The sequence below is a fragment of the Blautia sp. An249 genome, assembly GCF_002159835.1.
Taxonomy (GTDB): domain Bacteria; phylum Bacillota; class Clostridia; order Lachnospirales; family Lachnospiraceae; genus Blautia_A; species Blautia_A avistercoris.
This window is the reverse complement of record NZ_NFJL01000019.1, coordinates 18,177-36,290: the sequence shown is the minus strand read 5'-3', so window position 1 is coordinate 36,290 and position 18,114 is coordinate 18,177. Positions and strand designations below refer to the sequence as shown.

29 protein-coding genes and 1 tRNA gene are annotated in these 18,114 nt (G+C 40.4%); 24 read left to right on the top strand and 6 right to left on the bottom strand.

Annotation, left to right across the window (positions count from 1 at the left end):
- Nucleotides 1-117: 117 nt before the first annotated feature.
- The 6 genes from B5F53_RS15395 to B5F53_RS15370 all read right to left on the bottom strand — a co-directional run bounded on the left by B5F53_RS15395 (nt 118) and on the right by B5F53_RS15370 (nt 4,511).
- The gene (locus tag B5F53_RS15395) at nt 118-1,068 is read right to left on the bottom strand and encodes a site-specific integrase (protein ID WP_140398256.1); all 951 of its coding nucleotides are present in this window, start codon (nt 1,066-1,068) and stop codon (nt 118-120) included.
- Between the two features lie 500 nt (nt 1,069-1,568).
- Nucleotides 1,569-2,273: a hypothetical protein gene (locus B5F53_RS15390; protein WP_087225067.1), complete on the bottom strand. Its 705-nt coding sequence runs from the start codon at nt 2,271-2,273 to the stop codon at nt 1,569-1,571.
- Nucleotides 2,266-2,763 carry a hypothetical protein gene (locus tag B5F53_RS15385; protein WP_087225064.1) on the bottom strand — a complete coding sequence of 166 codons (498 nt, stop codon included), beginning with the start codon at nt 2,761-2,763 and terminating at the stop codon, nt 2,266-2,268. The genes B5F53_RS15390 and B5F53_RS15385 overlap by 8 nt, the downstream gene beginning before the upstream one ends.
- Complete coding sequence (locus tag B5F53_RS15380) at nt 2,760-3,590, bottom strand: ParA family protein (protein WP_087225061.1); 831 nt, start codon at nt 3,588-3,590, stop codon at nt 2,760-2,762. The genes B5F53_RS15385 and B5F53_RS15380 overlap by 4 nt, the downstream gene beginning before the upstream one ends.
- Before the next feature lie 68 nt (nt 3,591-3,658).
- Nucleotides 3,659-4,093, bottom strand: coding sequence for an ImmA/IrrE family metallo-endopeptidase (locus B5F53_RS15375; RefSeq protein WP_242970346.1), 435 nt, complete (start codon nt 4,091-4,093; stop codon nt 3,659-3,661).
- 1 nt (nt 4,094) lies between these two features.
- Nucleotides 4,095-4,511 (bottom strand): helix-turn-helix domain-containing protein, encoded by a 417-nt coding sequence (locus B5F53_RS15370; protein WP_087225058.1) that lies wholly within the window; start codon nt 4,509-4,511, stop codon nt 4,095-4,097.
- Between the two features lie 666 nt (nt 4,512-5,177).
- Between B5F53_RS15370 and B5F53_RS15365 the strand changes: the two genes are divergently transcribed.
- From B5F53_RS15365 to B5F53_RS15255, 24 genes are all read left to right on the top strand, one after another.
- Entirely contained in the window at nt 5,178-5,360 is a 183-nt protein-coding gene (locus B5F53_RS15365; protein ID WP_087225055.1) for a helix-turn-helix domain-containing protein, read from the top strand.
- Between the two features lie 52 nt (nt 5,361-5,412).
- Complete coding sequence (locus B5F53_RS19965; RefSeq protein WP_162610629.1) at nt 5,413-5,556, top strand: hypothetical protein; 144 nt, start codon at nt 5,413-5,415, stop codon at nt 5,554-5,556.
- Between the two features lie 77 nt (nt 5,557-5,633).
- A complete protein-coding gene (locus B5F53_RS15355; RefSeq protein ID WP_087225049.1) occupies nt 5,634-5,873 on the top strand; it encodes a hypothetical protein in 240 nt (79 codons plus the stop codon).
- Nucleotides 5,874-5,890: 17 nt separating this feature from the next.
- Complete coding sequence (locus B5F53_RS15350) at nt 5,891-6,076, top strand: hypothetical protein (protein WP_087225046.1); 186 nt, start codon at nt 5,891-5,893, stop codon at nt 6,074-6,076.
- Nucleotides 6,077-6,253: 177 nt separating this feature from the next.
- Nucleotides 6,254-6,892: a hypothetical protein gene (locus B5F53_RS20435; protein WP_242970345.1), complete on the top strand. Its 639-nt coding sequence runs from the start codon at nt 6,254-6,256 to the stop codon at nt 6,890-6,892.
- A gap of 27 nt (nt 6,893-6,919) precedes the next feature.
- Nucleotides 6,920-7,093 carry a hypothetical protein gene (locus B5F53_RS19960; protein ID WP_162610628.1) on the top strand — a complete coding sequence of 58 codons (174 nt, stop codon included), beginning with the start codon at nt 6,920-6,922 and terminating at the stop codon, nt 7,091-7,093.
- Between the two features lie 143 nt (nt 7,094-7,236).
- Entirely contained in the window at nt 7,237-7,701 is a 465-nt protein-coding gene (locus B5F53_RS15335) for a siphovirus Gp157 family protein (RefSeq protein WP_087225043.1), read from the top strand.
- 10 nt (nt 7,702-7,711) lie between these two features.
- Nucleotides 7,712-7,909: a hypothetical protein gene (locus tag B5F53_RS15330; RefSeq protein WP_087225040.1), complete on the top strand. Its 198-nt coding sequence runs from the start codon at nt 7,712-7,714 to the stop codon at nt 7,907-7,909.
- A 3-nt stretch (nt 7,910-7,912) separates the two neighbouring features.
- Entirely contained in the window at nt 7,913-8,554 is a 642-nt protein-coding gene (locus B5F53_RS15325) for an ATP-binding protein (RefSeq protein ID WP_087225037.1), read from the top strand.
- Entirely contained in the window at nt 8,555-9,151 is a 597-nt protein-coding gene (locus B5F53_RS15320; RefSeq protein ID WP_087225034.1) for a hypothetical protein, read from the top strand.
- Between the two features lie 14 nt (nt 9,152-9,165).
- Entirely contained in the window at nt 9,166-9,684 is a 519-nt protein-coding gene (locus B5F53_RS15315; protein ID WP_242970344.1) for an ERCC4 domain-containing protein, read from the top strand.
- Nucleotides 9,681-10,172, top strand: a complete 492-nt coding sequence (locus B5F53_RS15310; protein ID WP_087225031.1) for a CHC2 zinc finger domain-containing protein — start codon at nt 9,681-9,683, stop codon at nt 10,170-10,172. The genes B5F53_RS15315 and B5F53_RS15310 overlap by 4 nt, the downstream gene beginning before the upstream one ends.
- 1 nt (nt 10,173) lies before the next feature.
- Nucleotides 10,174-12,048, top strand: coding sequence for a DUF927 domain-containing protein (locus B5F53_RS15305; RefSeq protein WP_087225028.1), 1,875 nt, complete (start codon nt 10,174-10,176; stop codon nt 12,046-12,048).
- Between the two features lie 245 nt (nt 12,049-12,293).
- Nucleotides 12,294-12,521, top strand: a complete 228-nt coding sequence (locus tag B5F53_RS15300) for a hypothetical protein (protein ID WP_087225024.1) — start codon at nt 12,294-12,296, stop codon at nt 12,519-12,521.
- A gap of 88 nt (nt 12,522-12,609) precedes the next feature.
- A complete protein-coding gene (locus B5F53_RS15295) occupies nt 12,610-12,930 on the top strand; it encodes a hypothetical protein (RefSeq protein WP_087225021.1) in 321 nt (106 codons plus the stop codon).
- The gene (locus B5F53_RS15290) at nt 12,924-13,310 is read left to right on the top strand and encodes a hypothetical protein (protein ID WP_087225018.1); all 387 of its coding nucleotides are present in this window, start codon (nt 12,924-12,926) and stop codon (nt 13,308-13,310) included. Before B5F53_RS15295 ends, B5F53_RS15290 begins: the two co-directional genes overlap by 7 nt.
- Nucleotides 13,307-13,465, top strand: a complete 159-nt coding sequence (locus B5F53_RS19955) for a hypothetical protein (protein ID WP_162610627.1) — start codon at nt 13,307-13,309, stop codon at nt 13,463-13,465. Before B5F53_RS15290 ends, B5F53_RS19955 begins: the two co-directional genes overlap by 4 nt.
- Nucleotides 13,462-13,686, top strand: a complete 225-nt coding sequence (locus B5F53_RS15285) for a hypothetical protein (RefSeq protein ID WP_140398255.1) — start codon at nt 13,462-13,464, stop codon at nt 13,684-13,686. Before B5F53_RS19955 ends, B5F53_RS15285 begins: the two co-directional genes overlap by 4 nt.
- Entirely contained in the window at nt 13,664-14,095 is a 432-nt protein-coding gene (locus B5F53_RS15280) for a hypothetical protein (protein WP_087225012.1), read from the top strand. Before B5F53_RS15285 ends, B5F53_RS15280 begins: the two co-directional genes overlap by 23 nt.
- A 271-nt stretch (nt 14,096-14,366) precedes the next feature.
- The gene (locus B5F53_RS15275; protein WP_087225009.1) at nt 14,367-14,537 is read left to right on the top strand and encodes a type II toxin-antitoxin system HicA family toxin; all 171 of its coding nucleotides are present in this window, start codon (nt 14,367-14,369) and stop codon (nt 14,535-14,537) included.
- 70 nt (nt 14,538-14,607) lie between these two features.
- Nucleotides 14,608-15,009 (top strand): type II toxin-antitoxin system HicB family antitoxin, encoded by a 402-nt coding sequence (locus tag B5F53_RS15270; protein WP_087225006.1) that lies wholly within the window; start codon nt 14,608-14,610, stop codon nt 15,007-15,009.
- Nucleotides 15,010-15,060: 51 nt separating this feature from the next.
- A tRNA-Lys gene (locus B5F53_RS15265) sits at nt 15,061-15,132 on the top strand.
- Between the two features lie 34 nt (nt 15,133-15,166).
- Nucleotides 15,167-16,912: a PBSX family phage terminase large subunit gene (locus B5F53_RS15260; RefSeq protein WP_087225002.1), complete on the top strand. Its 1,746-nt coding sequence runs from the start codon at nt 15,167-15,169 to the stop codon at nt 16,910-16,912.
- Nucleotides 16,909-18,114: a phage portal protein gene (locus B5F53_RS15255; RefSeq protein ID WP_087224999.1), complete on the top strand. Its 1,206-nt coding sequence runs from the start codon at nt 16,909-16,911 to the stop codon at nt 18,112-18,114. Before B5F53_RS15260 ends, B5F53_RS15255 begins: the two co-directional genes overlap by 4 nt.

Sequence of the window (18,114 nt, the reverse complement as noted above, 5' to 3'; positions counted from 1 at the left end):
ATTGCGTTTTATTGCAGAAAAGGCGGCACAACTTTTGGGTGTATGCTGCCGGAAGAAAAGGAGCGACTTCATGCGTTTTTTGCCGCCGAACAGAAACGGGAGGCGGCAAAATTCCTATCAAGAAAGCTGGATTGTGGGGACAAGAAAAAATAAATATTTTTTTGTCGTGGACTTGACATAAGGGTGGCGCAGGTCATGGAATCGGAAGTGAGGGAGGCCGGCAGACTTTAATATCCGGTTAAATCTGTCAGTGATGACGTTAGGAGCAAGGGGAGTAATGCGTCCGGTAATGCCCTGCCATTTAGCGGCTACAAAGTCCGGGTAATGTATGTAGCGGTCTCCGGCATAGCTTTTTGGCTGCTTTATAATCCAGACATTATTCTGGTCCATAACCATGTTCTTACATACATGGACAACATTCCCGGTAATATCGCCGGAATCAAGTGCGCTGATTTCACCCCGGCGCATCGGGCCAAAAGCCGCCAGGAGAATAGGAAGTTCCATTACGCTGCCACTGACATATGCTATGAGACGCTGTATTTCCTCATCTGACGGCACATAGATGTTCGGGCGTACTTTTTTAGGCAGAGAGGTATTCAGGGTGAAATCCGGGCGATATTGGCGTAATACAGCAGATATAAGCCCATGCATATTACGCACAGTTTTTGGACTGTGATTCTGTGCATACAGATTTACACTCTTTTGTACATCCGCCTGCGTAAGCCGGCTGATTTTAATGTCAGATAGTGGGAGCAGAGCGTTTTTGCGGATGCGCTTATAATCGACAATCGTACGGGGCGACAAAACGGCTTCCCGGTTCTGTATGTACTGGTCAACGGCTTCGCCCAGGCTTATGTCAGTTCCGCGTCCGTAAATTTCCTTGTTCGCAGCATATTCAGTGGCCATTTGTTCCGCTATTCTTTTGCCTTTGGGGCCCGGAATATCTGATGTGAAAGACTTATAAATTCTTTTCTTTTTAATTCTTCCATCCGGCTGAATAATCTCCTCGGTATGGCTATACACCTGGCACCTCCATGAGCCACTTGGTAATTTCTTTGCGGTTGGCATAAAATCATCTCCTTTTCTTAATTTTAAATACAAAAATAACAGCCAGTACAAATGTTCTGGATTGTATGGCTGCTCCGAAGATGATACAATATACTTGAATAGCGGTGTATATCTTCGGATTACACTTACCGTCCTGGTGTTGGCGCATCGGGACGGTTTTTAAATTTGACAAATAAATAGACTTGACATATAATATACTTAACAAGACAGCCAGTAAGGGAGGGTAAGGCTCCCCCGTCCTGGTACAATATTTAGCTAAGATTTAGCCGCCTATTCTTTTCCAGAGAGCAGGGCGGCTATTTCTTATTTGTATAAGTCAGAATGGCTACAATCAGTAAAGCAACGCTTACAATCAAGCTTAATTCTTCATATGTACTCATAAGAAGTTTTTCCCTTTCCGCAAGACTCGGACCGGGAATCAGCACGCCCCTCGGCTGCCTCGGTAAATACATTATTCTGTTATATTGCCTCAGTAGCAATGAAACGCTGGGATGCTTTAATTATTTTAGTTTATTTTTATAAATTTCCACCTTATCTTTTTTTAAAAGACCTTGTAAGAATAACTCTCTGTTTTCCACGTGCATATGGAAAATGTTATCATAAAAAGTATAGTAAGAAATACTTAACATGCTATTTAAAACTCCTTGAAAATTAGCGCAAAATTCACATGCTAATGTATTATCGTATCTAGGTAGTAAAGATAATGCATTGTTTTGAAAAAGTTTTTCTGAACTACTGTGTACAAATGCGCATAGGGTTGAATACTGCATTTTCAATGAATTAAGATGTTTCAGGCAAATAGGAGGGCTGAATATATTAGAGTTTGTAGCAATTTCAAATATTTCATAAACATTTTTATTTGATATGATGGTATGATCTTCGTTGTAAATAAAAGTTTTGATAAAATTTTCAATGCTACTTCTTAATTGTAGTTCTGCGGGTTTATACGCTCCGCTTACCCAGCAAAAAAATGCAAGTATTAAATCAGATCCTATTTCATTAAAATACTTTTTGTAGGCATCGTGTGTACCTTCAAAAATTCTTTGATATTCAAGTTCTCCTGATAAAACAAGAAAAGAATATAATTTTCTATGAATGCATTTTGCATTTTCTTTAAATTTTTCCTCAGACAAAACGGTACTTAAGTCATAATTTTCAAAATAGGAAATCAAATCAATGAAATCTTGTTGTATACGTCTACTCATTTTTCTCCATCTCAACGATCTTGTGAATAGCTTCATTCCAAAGGAATTGATTATTTGATTTTTCAATTTCTTTTTGATATTCACGTATTTGTTCTTTATTAAGCATTATGTTGGTTAGTACATATTTAGATATTCCCGTAGCTATGGTAGGTGATTCTTGTACTTTACAAATTATAACACCTATCATTTCATAACGAGATCTTTTATGCCAATTTAAAATCTCTATTCCAAGAATTTCATCAGAAAATTGTGCTAAAGATTTATTTGTAGTAAATAACGCTTTATCTGTTAGCAGTTGCGGAAGTATTCCAATTAAGTCATCTGTGCTTGGTTCTATAGCTTTAACAGACTGTTCTTTCAAATCTGATATAGTTTTTAGCACTTCGCTATAGTTTGTATTTTTTTGGGAATCCAATAGCCAGCATAAATCTTCAATAAAACTTACTGCCTTATTAAAATCTTTTTTTGATTTATTACGTTCCTGTTTCATTTTCCAGTCCTCCTGATAAATTCTTTGACAATTGCTGAAAAATCCATTTTTAATTTGCTGTCATCCAGATCTCTAATAAATTGATTACGTAATTGACCTCGAGCTATTTGTGTGCGTTTTAATAAGAATTTTCCATACAATAAATTATTCCATCTTGCGTTTGATGAGAAGTAATTTTGTGCTTCTTCGTGTAAAGTAGATCGTAAATCGACCATTGTCAAGACTATACCACAACATTTACAATCAAAGCCATAATTATCAGCTCTTTCATTAATTATGCCTTGCAACAAATCTAAACCTGTCATACTTATCGGGTCTGGTTTTACCGGAATAAGATAATAATCAGACGCAATAAGTGCACTAATCATCCAGACAGAAGGGGTTGGAGGGGAATCAATGATTACGTAATCAAATTTATTTTCTAATGTTTTTAGATAATTACGCAATCTATTTTCTCGTCCACTTCCAGCAGCCATTTCCAATTTAAATAACTGCAATGCTCCGGGAATATAATAAAATCCGCGAGAAGATTTTATGGGTTTAATATCCGAGAATTTTAATGGGGCATTTGCCTTATTTCCTTTAACAACTGATGTGACAATATGGGAAGAATTATCAAAAATATCTACAATAGTGTAGCCATTGTTTTTAATATAATTGATATAATCTTTTCCAGATAATACACATTGAGTGGCGTTAAACTGAGGATCCACATCTACTAAGAGTACATTTTTGGATTCTCTATTTACAAGAAAATCAGCTAAGTTAACTGCCATAGTGGTTTTCCCAACACCACCTTTCATGTTTATAAGACTAATAGTTTTCATGTTCTTTCCCTCCGTTCACTTTACCATGGTAAAGCGTTTCCTCTTGTGTTTCCCCAAGAAATACCATATTAATCAAAATCTTTCAGGCGCAATTCCACTAGCTTTTTACTATATCCGAACAATCGCGAAAACTGTGCGGTAGTGAAGTCAAGATGCTTCTCTATGTCTGCATCGGATAGCAATAAATCCATTGCAAAGCGATCGGCTTCAATCTCATATTTCGTTGTATTGAGTTGTGTCCTCGAGTCCATAAAAATTACATTCGCCTTTTTATGTAACAGCATATGTCCGAGTTCGTGAGCACAGACGAACAGTTTTTCATTGCTGGATAATGTTTCATCAATATAGATAATATTGTTACGCTGAAAGTACTGATAAAATCCTTTTACCCCATGCAGAGGATAAAAGACAACTATAACATTGAGACTGCTGATAATCTCAAAGGGATTCCGTGTATTGTACTTCCCGACCAGAGAATCCGCCAGCCTTTTAATTTTCATCATATCAATCCTTTTTATACTTTTTTGGAGTGTATTTCTCCTTATTCTTTTTCTTTGCCATCTCCATGCCGATTTGCATAGCTGACAGAATGGATTCGATAGCTTCAGGCGATGCTGGATCGCCGTCGAACATGAGTCCATCCTGTTTGAGTAATTGTTCGGTGCTGGCAAGAATCTCTTTTATGTCCTTTTCGTCTTTAGGCTTGAGTTGGGTTTCTTTTTTATTTTCTTCTTTTCCAGTTGAAAGATATTCCACAGTAACTCCGAAGTAATCGGCTATTCTTTGAAGCCGTTCGAGTGTTGTGCTTCCCGTTCTTAATTTACCAATAGATCCTCGACCAAAGCCGAGTTCGCGCTCAAGTGCTGTGATAGCAAGATTGCGCTCTTTGCAAAGTTCTGCAATTACGTCATACGTCGTCATAATCAATCCTTTCTGGGTGTAGAAAAAAATCTACAAAAGAGTTGACAACGTAGAAAATAATCGTTATAATACAAACATGAAGTAGAAAACGTTCTACGTACTGATGGATGTATATAAAAAATTCTACGTCGTTTGTGGTTATTCTGATTATAGAATATTTTCTATACAAAGTCAATGACAAATAGAATATTTTCGACTTTTATGTGTAAGCTTCATTGAAAAAGTAGAAAGCCGATAGAGGTTGCGTCTCCATCGGCTTCTACCCAAATTTTTTTACCCTATGTACTTTGCAGGCTTTCGCCACACCTAACGCAACTAAGTGCTTCTATGAAGTACTTTGTCACTTTCGCAGTTTTGGTTCTGCAACATGCCTAATCGCTGACGCATTATGAGGAGCACTTGATATGGTGAGATATTTTACGGGAATATCGCCCAGCATTTTTTCGTGGTGCATGCCACAGTAACGCCATATCAGTAATCTACCTTAACCCAGTTTTACGTGCCTTGGTGCCACGAGGGGCGACCTCATATTAAGGGAACAGGCAAAGTCAAAAGTTTGGTCAATGTGACCACGCTCCTTCCCTGCCTTTATGGCATAGAAGAATCATAACATAAGGATAGAAAATTTTCAATGTAGCCTACATATTTCAAAGAAAGGAGGCAACTATGATTTTAAAAAAAATCGAAGAGCTTGCAAAAAAGCACGGTATTTCTATTACATCCCTTGAGAAAAAACTGTCTTTTGGGAACGGGACAATCCGTAGCTGGTATAAATGCTCTCCGTCGATTGAGAAACTCAAAAAGGTAGCTGACTACTTCGGAGTATCTATCGAATACTTCCTTAGCTAATATGAAACATTTGATTTCTATCTGCAAAAGCAGTGTTTCAGGAAAGGAGGAGGTGAAATATATGTGGCTCTGCATGGCATTGGCATTCCTTTTAATTGTTCTTGCAAAAGAAAAAGGGATAGAGAACGTTGCAGAGGCAGTAGCATTTGCGGCAATGTTGTTTATTTTGTTAATGGAAGTATTTCAATATCTGTGATTTCTTCACATAAGCAGAATAAAAAAGCGACGGCAGATAACAGGTATCAAAGAAAAATTCAAGAAGGAGGAGTGTTTATGCCAACTGTATATTTAACCAAAGAACAGGAACGACAGGCCAGAACCACTAAAATTTTAAAAAACGGAATCCTGGAACAAAACACAGACCAAAAGGCTCTTGCAAAAAAGATAGGCATGAAGCATGGGACAACCAATAAACGTTTTAACCACCCGGAAACGGTTACTCTGGGGGAATTGTGGAAGATACTGGATGGACTGGAGATGCCGCCGGAAGAAAGGGCTAAGATTTTGATATAAGAGGAAAGGAGAGAAGAATGTACACCTATAAAGTGGTAAAGGAAGACTGGAATGGCGCCCAGGCAAAGCGCAGCAGACGGATTACAAGAAATAAGCCTTTAGTTGTTGGAGGGCTCTACGTCCATTTAGGCAAAGGATTTCCGGGAGCCTACCGGGTTTTAGAGTTATTGGAAAAAGAGGAGAACGGATATGAAGAAAAGTGACTTGAAGGAGGAATGATGGATGGGATTATTTTATCAATGTGAACAAGTTCGCAGATATATAAGGGGGGGGGTAAATATCTAGTGCCTCAAATTCAGCATAAGGAAGTTAATTTCAGGAGTAAAATCTTTGAATTCGTCAGACTGGTTTGCCTGACTGAAATTTAATCGGTGGGGCGTATGAAAAATGATTCTTTAAATTCCCCTTTGACAGTCGAGGAACAACAGTTTGCAATTGATAACCACTATTTAATTAGTAAGTATCTGAATATCAGAAGACTTCCGTTTGATGAATGGTATGATGTGGTTATTTTTCGTTATTTGCGTTCCGTTAAAAGATGGTTCGCTATTCCTGAATTACATAAATACAATTTTGAAATTGTTGCTTTTTATGCTATGCGTTCAGCAATCGGGAACGAACAGAGACGGCAGTCAAGACAGATTAAAACAATCAGCTTGGATGAAGTGATACCAGGGACAGATGGTATAAGTTACGGCGAAACTGTTACATATGACAATTTGGTTTATATCAATTTTAAAGGTGGTGAAGATATGAATATCAAGTACAATGTACAGCTTCCAGAAAGAAAATCTTTTCGGGGAGCGGTAAAAAGTGATGAAATCATTGCGCTTGAATCCTTCCTGTTGGGGAAGATGAAAAATATGTGTTTTGAATATGACACGCCGGAAGAAGCGAAGAAAAAATTATCTTGTATTCAGGCGTACAGGAGAAAGAATGGACACAAAAATATCTATGACGTATATCGGAATGAAAATTGTATCTATACGGTACGTTTAGAAAATTCAAAGAAAGCATGAAGAGAAGATTAAAATCATGGAGGAAGTATGAAGAACTTAATTATTTCCGTCCTGGCTGCTCTTTTAACCTGTCAGATGGACTTCTGGATGTGGAGAGGGGCAGCGAGCTACTTTACAGGCGTTTTGGTCTTTACGGTTACATATGCCGGTCTGATTGCCTGGATGGAAGAAAAAGCAACAAAAAAAGATTCCCGGACATAGTCTTGCCGGACATCCGGGAATCAAAGGTAAGGTGCTCTCAAAATACCTTAGCTGTATTTTAACAGAAAGTGAGAGGAAAAGCAAATGAAACCAATCGAAATTGATGTAGAAGGATATAAAAATTTTTTGGAGGAGGCAAAATAATGGCTACATTATATGAAATTAATAATGAAATTTTGAATTGTGTTGATTTGGAAACCGGAGAAATTGTAGATATGGAAAAACTGGAAGCGCTGCAGCTTGCTTTTGATGAGAAGGTGGAAGGCATCGCCTGTTGGGTTAAAAACCTTTTGGCTGACGCAAAGGCGATTAAAGAGGAAAAAGACGCTTTGGCAGCACGACAGAAGAATTGTGAGAATAAAGCGGCTTCTTTGAAGGAATATCTCTCCAGCGCATTAGGAGGGAAGAAGTTTAAGACTCCAAAGGTAAGCATTTCCTACAGAAAATCAGAGGCTGTGGAAATTGAAAATATTGGAGACATACCGGAGCAGTATCTGAAATATGCAGAACCCACCGTTGACAAAACACTGGCAAAGCAAGAGATGAAAGCCGGGAGCAAAATTCCAGGTGTTAAGCTGGTGGAAAAACAGAACTTGCAGATTCGATAGGAGGAGTAACATGAAAGACAATAAAATCCACATTCCCGGCAAGAAAGTTACAGTAAATGAACAGGGGACTATTAAACTTACCAAAGAAGCAAGTGAAGCGTTGGCGGAGGTAGTAAACGAATCCACTATGAGCATAAAGCAGGTAGCAAGCCTGATAATTGTACAGGCAATTAAGAATGATTTGATTGTATTTGACAGGGAGGAATAAGGAATGAGTAAAGTCATTTGTATCGCAGGGGAATCCGGTTCCGGCAAAACCACGAGTATGCGGAATTTAGACCCCAAAACTACATTGTACATAGACTGTGATAAAAAGGGGCTGTCATGGAAGGGCTGGAAGCAGCAATACAACACTGCGAATAAAAACTACATCAGGACAGATTTTGTACAGCAGGTATTTGCTGGGCTGAAAAGATTAGAAACGGAATGGAAAGATAAAAAAGTGGTCGTAATTGATACCCTTAACGGGCTCATGGTGGCGGATGAAATGCGCCGGAGTAAGGAAAAGGGCTATGATAAATGGGTTGACTTAGCTGCCTGTGTTTGGGATTTGGTATGCTATGCACATGAATTGCGAGATGATTTAACGGTAATCTTTACAGCCCATACCCAGACAGACCATGATGAAGCAGGTTATATGTTCACGCGGATTAAAACGTCCGGCAAAAAATTGGACAAGATTGTGCTGGAAAGCAAATTTACTACGGTTCTTATCGCTAAATGCGTGGATGGAAAATATCTCTTTGAAACCCAGGCAAAGAATAGCACAGCAAAAAGTCCTATGGGGGCTTTTGGAAGTTTTGAAATCGAAAACGATATTGTAAAAGTAATAGAAGCATTGGAGGATTTTTAAATGAAAAAATTAAATGGTTATGAAGCGGCACAGGTATATTCGGAACAGGAAAGGCTGCCGGCAGGGGGCTATGTCCTGAAAATTTTAGATGTAAAGTACCAGGAAAATAACTGGGGAGATGTAATCCTTCTTTCTTTTGATATAGCAGAAGGAGAATACAAAGACTTCTATGCTGCTAACTACAGAGCGCAGAATCAGGAAGATAAGAAATGGAAGGGCACCTATCGGCTTAGGGTTCCGAAGGATGATGGTTCTGAACAGGACAGCTGGACCATGCGCAGGTTTAAGACGGTAATTTCCAACTTTGAAGAATCAAATTCCGGCTATCATTGGAATTGGGACGAGCAAACTCTAAAAGGAAAAGCAATCGGCGCCTTATTTAATAACAAAGAGTATGAATTTGGCTGCAGACATGGCTTTTTTACAAACTGCCACAGCTTGGTGACGGCAGAAAAAATCCGTTCTGGGAAGTTTAAGATTCCGGCAGACACTCTTCTAAAAGAAAAAGAAGACAACGGTTATCCAACAGGAAGCACGCCAGCGGGAGACGGCTTTATGAACATTCCGGACGGAATTGACGAAGAGCTTCCATTCTAAAGAGGTTTTACAATATGACGCCTTTTGAATTAGAAAAATGTTTGGACAGTATGGTGCTGCTAGTAGATACCAGGGAGCAGCCTACTCAAAAATTAAAAGCCCGCATAGAAACCTCAGGTCTTCCGTATGAGAGACAGAAGCTGGAACAGGGTGACTATTCTTGCAAATGTACGCTGCCTGGAGGGGAAGAACTTGACTTCTCTTCCAGAGTGGCAATCGAAAGAAAAATGAATCTGGACGAGCTGTGCCTGTGTTTTGGTAAGGAACGGAAACGATTTGAACGGGAATTCGAACGCGCCAAGGAAGCGGGGTGCAAAATTTACCTTTTGGTGGAAGGCGGAAGCTGGGAGAAAGTTTATAATGGTAAGTACCGGAGCCAGTACAATCAAAAGGCTCTGGTTGCCAGCATAGACGCTTTCCGGGCAAGGTATGGTATGCAATTAGACTTTTGTAAAGAGGAAACGAGTGGGAAACTCATCAAAGATATCCTTTACAGAGAGCTGAAAGAGCATTTACAGGGATTGGGAGAATGACAAAAGAAGACATAAAACAGACATATTCTATGCGTGAAATTGTTACAAGATATGGATTTTATCCAAACCGGGCAGGTTTTATTCCCTGTCCGTTCCATAAAGGAGACCGGGAAGCCTCCATGAAAATTTACGACAAGGATTTTCATTGTTTTGGTTGCGGAGCACACGGGGATATTTTTGCCTTTATCCAGCAAATGGACGGGATAGGATTTAAAGAAGCGTTTCAGGCATTGGGCGGGATTTATGAGAAACCTTCTTTCTCTTCTAATCTGGCAATATACCGGGCAAACAAAAGAAAAGAAATGCGAGAAAAGCAAAGGGAACGGGACAAACAAAAACGATTGCTTAATGCAAAAAAGATAGATATATACAGGGAGTATCTGCAGAGAGCAAAACCGTTAAGCGAGGTGTGGTGTGACTGTTATAATGCCCTGCAACTGGAGCTTTACAGGCACGCAGAATTAAACGGATTGGAAAGCAGGTGGTAACATGGTTCCCTTGAATGAACTAACGGCAGAATCAATCTTGTCAAGGGAGATTTTAGAGGAGGTATTTGACCAAGAGGACGAACTATACCGGGCGGAATTATTGGCGTCTTTGGGGCTGAGGGCGTCCGAATTGAGGGTGAAAACAGAGTTTAAGGAATTGGTATCCGCTTACAGGCGTGTCGAAAGGGACCTAAAGAGGCAGGAACAAAAAAAATACAGCCCATCACTTTTGGAAAACTGGACGAATTTTACAGGGCCATATGACAACATGAAATGCAAAACATGGATTGCGTCTGATAATGGAATCTATCAGTATAACCCAAATCCTATGGCGCCTGATCTGCTTGCCTGCTATCACCCAATATTGCCAATAGAGCGATTAAAAAATCTTGAAACGGGTGAGGAGCAGATAAAGCTTGCCTATAAACGTTCCGGGCGTTGGGAAGAAATCGTTGTACCGAAAACGTTAATTACATCTGCGAGTAAGATCGTTGCTTTGTCCGCCAGGGGAATTGCTGTAACAAGTGAGAATGCAAAGCACCTTGTAAGGTATTTGTCAGATGTGGAAAACCTGAATGATGAATATATAGAAGTACGGTATTCCAGTGGAAAACTGGGTTGGATAAAGGACAAATTTATTCCCTACGATACGGAAATTATTTTTGATGGGGACAGCAGGTTTAAAAATTTGTTTGAATCCATACAGGAGCATGGAAAGGAAAGTAAGTGGTATAGCCATATTTATGAACTGAGAAAAACCGGAAAAAAAGAAATTAAATTTATGTTGGCGGCGTCCTTGGCCAGTGTTTTAGTAGGAATACTGGGCGGCCTTCCCTTTTTTGTGGATTTGTGGGGAGAGACAGAGGGCGGAAAGACTGTAACGCTTATGGTTGCGGCGTCTGTCTGGGCGAATCCGGGGGAAAGTCAGTATATAGGGGATTTTAAGACTACAGACGTGGCCCTGGAAGCAAAAGCGGATATGCTTAATCACCTGCCTATGATTTTAGATGATACAAGCAAGACATCAGCCAGAATCCGGGATAATTTTGAGGGCGTTGTCTATGATTTGTGTTCGGGTAAAGGAAAGAGCCGTTCTAACAAAGAATTAGGTGTAAACAGGGAAAACCGTTGGCAGAATTGTATTCTCGTTAACGGGGAGCGTTCTTTAAACAGCTACGTCAATCAGGGCGGCGCTATTAACCGAATTGTAGAAGTGGAGTGCGGCGAAAAGGTCTATGAAGACCCGCAAGAGACCGCTGACATAGTAAAGAAAAATTATGGTTTTGCCGGGAGAAGATTTGTAGAGATTATTAAAAAGTTGGGTATAGAAGAAATTAGGGCTATACAAAAAGACTTCCAAAGACAGCTTTTTGATACAGACAAAATGCAGAAGCAGGCGCTTTCCGTTTCCCTTGTCCTGACAGCCGATAAGATAGCCACAGAGCATTTATTTAAGGACGGGCAGTATATTTCCATAGAAGAAGCAAAAGAACTGCTGATAGACCGAAATGAGCTGTCAGACAACGAAAGGTGCTATCAGTACATTCTGGACAAGGTTGCAATGAATGGACAGCGCTTTGATATGGGAACGAGCTGTGAGAAATGGGGTATGATTGAAAATGAGTATATTGTCTTTTACAATCAAGCCTTTGATGAACTGTGTAAATCGGGCGGATTTTCAAAGAAATCCTTTCTTTCATGGGCTGATAGGGAGGGGCTGCTCCAAACACAAGGCGGCCGGCCGACAAAGGTTAAGAAAATCAATGGTACGGCTTACAGATGTGTATTTTTAAGAACGGAGGCTGGTATAAAAACCGACGAAAATGGGTTCGTGAAAGTGGACGACTGTATGCAGGAAGAATTACCATTTAAGTAGAAGGGTTACCAAAAAGTGGCAAAGTTACCGGGTAACCAGACGCTTTCTATATAGAATAAAAAAATATTTTATATTTTCAAAAAAGAAATAGAAAAAATTTTTTATATACAAAATAGACGGTAACTTGGTAACCGGGTTTTTAAAATCATAAAAAGTATAGTGTTTATGCGGTTCTCAAGGGCTACCATACAGCGGTAACAGGATTAAAAAAATGGTAACAGTTGGTAACTGTGGAAAGGTGGAGCATGGATAATATTGAATTAAAACAGTATTATGAACTATTTACAGACGCTTGGAAGCTCTTCCGAGCGCATAGCAATCCAGATGAATCAGACCAATTTTGGGAGAATTATGTAGAAGATGTGAGACGATTAGAGAAAAAACATCATGAATCTGTTCTATTCCAAGAGCTTGTATTAGCAGTTACCAGGGAGCTTCAGAAAAGGGGAAATAAAGGCAGGAGGGAGAAGTAACCGTAACAGAGTTAATGGAATCCCTGGAGAAAAAAGATAAGCTGCATTTTGACGAAAGATATAAGGAACTGGTTAGGAGGTATGGTCTTTGATAGAGATAATAGAACAGGAAACCCTGGAAGGGAAGATAAGGAAAATAGCAGAGCATTACAGCAGAAGAAAACAGTGGCTGCAGGTCATAGAGGAAGCGAAGGAATTACTAAAGGAGCTTGAAAACGCTGCCAATCCATTTGAGTATGAAGGTTTGGTCTATCTGCCGGATAATACCTGGTCAGAGATTGCAGACGTCATAATCATGTGCGCGCAGCTTGCGATGCAGCATGGAAAAGAAGACCAGGTAAGGCAGCAGTTAGAATATAAAGTAAACCGGCAGTTAGAGAGGATAGAACAGGAGAGATTAAGATGTTAGAAAAAATTATGGAAGAGATCGATGATTTACCAGTCATAACGGATATGGATGATGGATGTCTGCTAAAGTACGCGGATGTGGAAGACATCATCCGCAAGCACATGAATGACGATTGGATTCCGGCGGAGGAACGTTTGCCGAAAATCGAAGGTGTTTATGATGTGACTGTTATAAACGGAAAAGGCGAAAGCGTAGTATGCACATGGCAGTTTTTGGCGGGGCAACATTTATCTGGTAGGCAAACCTATGTAGACGGCGTGCATTATTGGGCCGATAACTATAGAGGCGATCCGATAAATAAGTATTTGTCAAAAAGTGTTATTGCGTGGAGAGAAAGGCCAAAGCCGTACCGTCCGGAGAAAGGAGCCGAAAAAGATTGAAACAGAAGTATAAGACCTGTAAACACGCAATAAGCAGCGGCCAGATTGCAGTCTATGTACAACCATCCTGTCCAAGGGCAACAAGAATAAAGGGCTATCTGGTAAGCAGCAAAAAGCGATGTGAGGACTGCAGAAGCTGGGAGGCGAGAAAGTGACGATGAAAAACGCAGAAGGGTATCCGGTACCCACAGAGCAGGAGGCCATCGGGAACCTTACGAAAGAGCAGAACTGTTATGTTCGGCAGATTGCCGTTCACATTAAAGAGATGCTAAGTTTTCTTGGATTTGAGCTATTAGAGATTCAGATTCTGGACAAGAAAAGCAGGAAGAAATATCACTGGGGAGGGAAGGCCGTTGGACATCAAAAAAGAAAATGAGGAAAAGAAGAAGTATCTAAGGGGATACCAGAAGGAAAAGCGGCATCTGCAACGCTTAGAGGAGGAACTGGTGGAGTTGAGATTGGGAAAGATGCTACCTTCTGTTATCCAGGATGGTATGCCCCATGCTTCCGGTGGAGGAGACTTATCTGGATATGCAGCGCGGGTGGACAGATTAGAGAGAAAGATTTTAAAGGCCAGATATAAGTGTGTAAGCAGGTTCAAGGAGATTAAAGACCGGATAGAGCGTCTGGAAGATGAAAATGAAAAGGACGTGCTGATGTACCGGTACATAAAAGGGATGAAGTGGGAGGATATTGCGGTGAAGATGGATTATTCCTGGAGAAGGATTCATTATATTCATAGTACTGCATTGGAGAAATTCAGTCTCCCAGAAAAGAGTGCATAGAAGTGCACACTCTACCTGTGTTATAGTGTATCTGGGTTAAATAATAAAAAACCTCCTTCAAGGTAAAACGGCAGCAGGGTGTCACAGCTTTGCTGCTGTATCAGGCAGGGCAGTAGCCTAAATACTGTCGATTTTCCCCCTCATAAGTAAGAACGCCCTGTAGAAATATGGGGCGTTTTTTATGCGATTATAGGTATAGGGATTGACAAATACGCATTAAATACGTATAATATAAACATGACCAGAAATAATACTATTTTAAGGAGTTATTATGAAAAGACGAGACTTAATTAAACGCCTTGAAAAGAATGGATGGTTTCTGAAGAGATATGGTGGTAATCATGATCTTTATACCGATGGAAAGAGAGTAGAACCTATCCCAAGACATTCAGAAATCAATGAGAAGCTTGCACAGGCGATTATCAAGAAACTGGGGCTGTAGCCCCAGAAACTTGATATATTTTCATAATACTTAAAAAGTTATTTGGTTATAGAAAAAAAGGAGGACTATCATGAAGAAAGGAGCATATCCAATCATTTTGGAAAAAACGGATGATGGGTATTACGTAAAAATTCCCGATTTTGGCATTGGGACTCAAGGTGAAACTATAGTAGACGCTATGGAAATGGCAAGAGATGCTATTGGATTAATGGGAATTGATTTAGAAGATGATGGAAAACAAATCCCAGAACCTGGTAGCGTAAAGGTGGAGGTAGAAAAAAATAATATTTTAACATTAGTTGACATTGATTTTTTAGAGTATCGAAGAAGGGTTGATAATAAAGCAGTGAAAAAGAACTGTACAATTCCATATTGGATGAGTGTAGAAGCTGATAAAAAAGGTGTAAATTATTCAAGATTGTTACAAGAAGCAATTGCTTCGGTACTAGGAATTAATAAAGAAAAATGTTAATTAAGTCTCATCATCATTTAGAAAGAGCATCCTTCGGGATGCCTTTCTTTTAGGACTTTAGCTCAGTGGTAGAGCACTTGACTTTTTGTCAAGATGCCCTGGGTTCGATTCCCAGATGTCCTAGTAGATAAAAATCAAATGATTGGAAGGTGGTGAAATGCCGAATGAAGAAAACTTAAAAGGACATGGATTTCATGAACGAACAGCGAAGGAACGGCGAGAAATCGCTGTTATGGGCGGTAAAGCATCCGGTGAAGCGAGGCGCCGGAAGGCAGATTTCAGGAAGACGCTGAACCTGCTACTTACCGCGGAAATAGATAGTGAAGAATATAAGCCGGTTCTGGAGGCACTCGGAGTTGAGTGTACTCTGGAATCGGCTCTTTTAATGGCCCAGATTAAAGAGGCAATGAAAGGCAACACGAAGGCTGCTTATTTTGTGGCGCAGTATGCCGGACAGTCTGGACAGACAGATGCGGATCTGGAAGAGCAGATGGCAAAGATACAGTTGATGCAGGCACAGAAAGAAAAAGTGGCGAAACAAGATACAGAAAATGAAGGCAGCAACAGCGCAAAAGATCCATATGATGTAATTATACCGGAACTTTGGGATGTTTTCGATGACCGGACGCATGAACATCAGATCATTACATCAGGTCGTGCCGGTACAAAGTCGAGTTTCGCTGGAATCCTTGGCATAGCAACGATCATTTCCGATGAACCTGCAGCAGTTGTTGTATTGAGAAAACGGCATAATAAGCTGCGAAAGACTGTATACAAAGAAATCATTCGGGCGATCGGGCGTCTCGGTCTTAGCAAAGATGATTTTGATATAGGTGTTTCTCCGATGGAGATTCGGCATAAAAGGAATGGGAACATCATTTACTTCTCCGGCTCGGACAGTATAGACGACACGAAAGGTATTATTGATGAGGATAAACCAATCCGACTTGTCATTCTGGATGAGCTGACAGAGTTTTTTGACGTCGGCGAAGGCGAAGAAGAGCTCACTAACATCGAAGCAACGTTCGTCAGGGGAAATAATGAGTCGTTCAGGATGCTTTATCTGTACAATCCGCCAAAGAATCCGAATGCACCGGTCAATGTCTGGTGCAGAAAGATGGAGCTGCGAGAAGACGCTATACATAAGCACATTGATTACCGTGATGTCCCTGTAAACTGGCTCGGAAAGAAACTTCTGGAATCCGCAGAACTGTTGAAAAGCGTAGACTACCGATTATACAGGTGGGTATGGCTTGGAGAATGCATCGGTGTTGATGACCTGATTTATTACATGTTCAATGACAGTCTTCGGAAAGAGCCAGAAGCGGAGCATTACAAACTGATCGGAGTAGGCGTTGATTATGGGCAACAGAATGCGACGACTTATCAGGCGGCAGGACTTAATATCAATACACGCAGGATGGAGGGGCTCGGAGAGTTTTACCACTCAGGAAGGGAATCCGGAAAGCAGAAAAGCCCGTCCGATTATGCGAAGGAATTAATAAAATTTACAGATGCGCTGCATGAAAAGTATTCGTGCAGTGTTTTTTATGTGTTCATAGACCCGTCTGCAGAAGGCTTAGCGGAAGAAATTAAGCGTCTTGTCGTGGAAAGCAATCAATATTCTATTGTTATAAAGAATGCGGAGAATGATGTCGCAGTCGGGATACAACGCGTGCAGAAATGCATGACCTATCAGGTGATGTCGGTATCGGAGGGCCAGGAAAACCTGATCCGGGAACTCGGAACATACGAATATGATCCGAAATCAATTGAATCTGGCAGGGAGAAACCCATGAAGGTAGATGACCACTGCTGTGATGCGTGGAGATATTTGGTGATGGGGCTGTGGTCTAAAATCAAGTATTTCCTTCCGGCAGGAGAAAGGGGTGAGGAGAATTGAATATTGTAAAATATCTGCAGAAGGCAGGGTACGATACCCTTGACAATGGCTTTTATACGTTAATTGACATCTGGGAGAGCTGGTATCAGGCCAACGTAAAAAAATTCCACAGATACCGTGTGTACAATGGAAATAAATATACAGCTTGCCGCAGATTAAGTTTGGGAATGGCAAAAAAGGTTTCAGAGGATATTGCAGATCTGCTTTTGAACGAAAAAGTTCCCTTATCCTGGAGCAATGGACATGTGTCAGAATGTGCTTTTGTCTTTTATAAAACCATTAGTACAAAAAAATATGCACAGATTCAAATTCACAAACTGGAATCAGGCCAGTATGTGATTGAGAACCACGTCGTGGAATGTACGAATGGAACTGGAAAAGAAATCTATCCGGAAGACTGGGCATCTTTGAAAGGTCTGGAAAATCTGGCGCCCAAAATACAGACAGGCTCCACAGAGCGCCAGTTTGTTATTGACCGTTTAAACATCGTAAACAATTATGGAAAAGACAATCCGATGGGGGTATCTATCTTTGCCAATGCGATAGATGTTTTACAGGGAACAGACATTGCTTACGATTCTTACATAAATGAATTTGTTTTAGGAAAGAAGCGGATTTTCACCGCGCCGGAAATGCTGCGGACGGATCTTCTGGGGAATCCGATATTTGATCCAAATGATATTGTTTTTTACCAGCTTCCTGAGGGGACACTGGAGAAAACAGGCGGAAAGCCTATCGTGGAAGTTAATATGGAAATACGTGCAGAAGAGCATGAAAAAGCTATTAACGATAATTTAAACATTCTTTCCATGAAATGCGGGTTTGGCCAGAATCATTATAAGTTTGAAAATGGAAGTATTCAGACAGCAACGCAGGTTATTTCAGAAAACTCAGATATGTACCGGACGATAAGTAAGCATGAAATTCTTTTAGAGCCTGTTTTAGAGGAATTAATCAGAATTATTATCCGGTTGGGGAATGTATTAAACACGGGACTGGATCCGAACACGAAGATAGTCATAGACTTTGACGATTCAATTATAGAGGATAAACAGGCAGAAAGGCAGAGCGACAGACAGGATGTCAGTATGGGGGCTATGAGCTTGGTAGAGTATCGGGCAAAGTGGTATGGAGAAACGGAGGAAGACGCTGCGAAAAGAATTGTACAGGAAATCAGCGATCCGGATCCAGAAGAGGAGTGA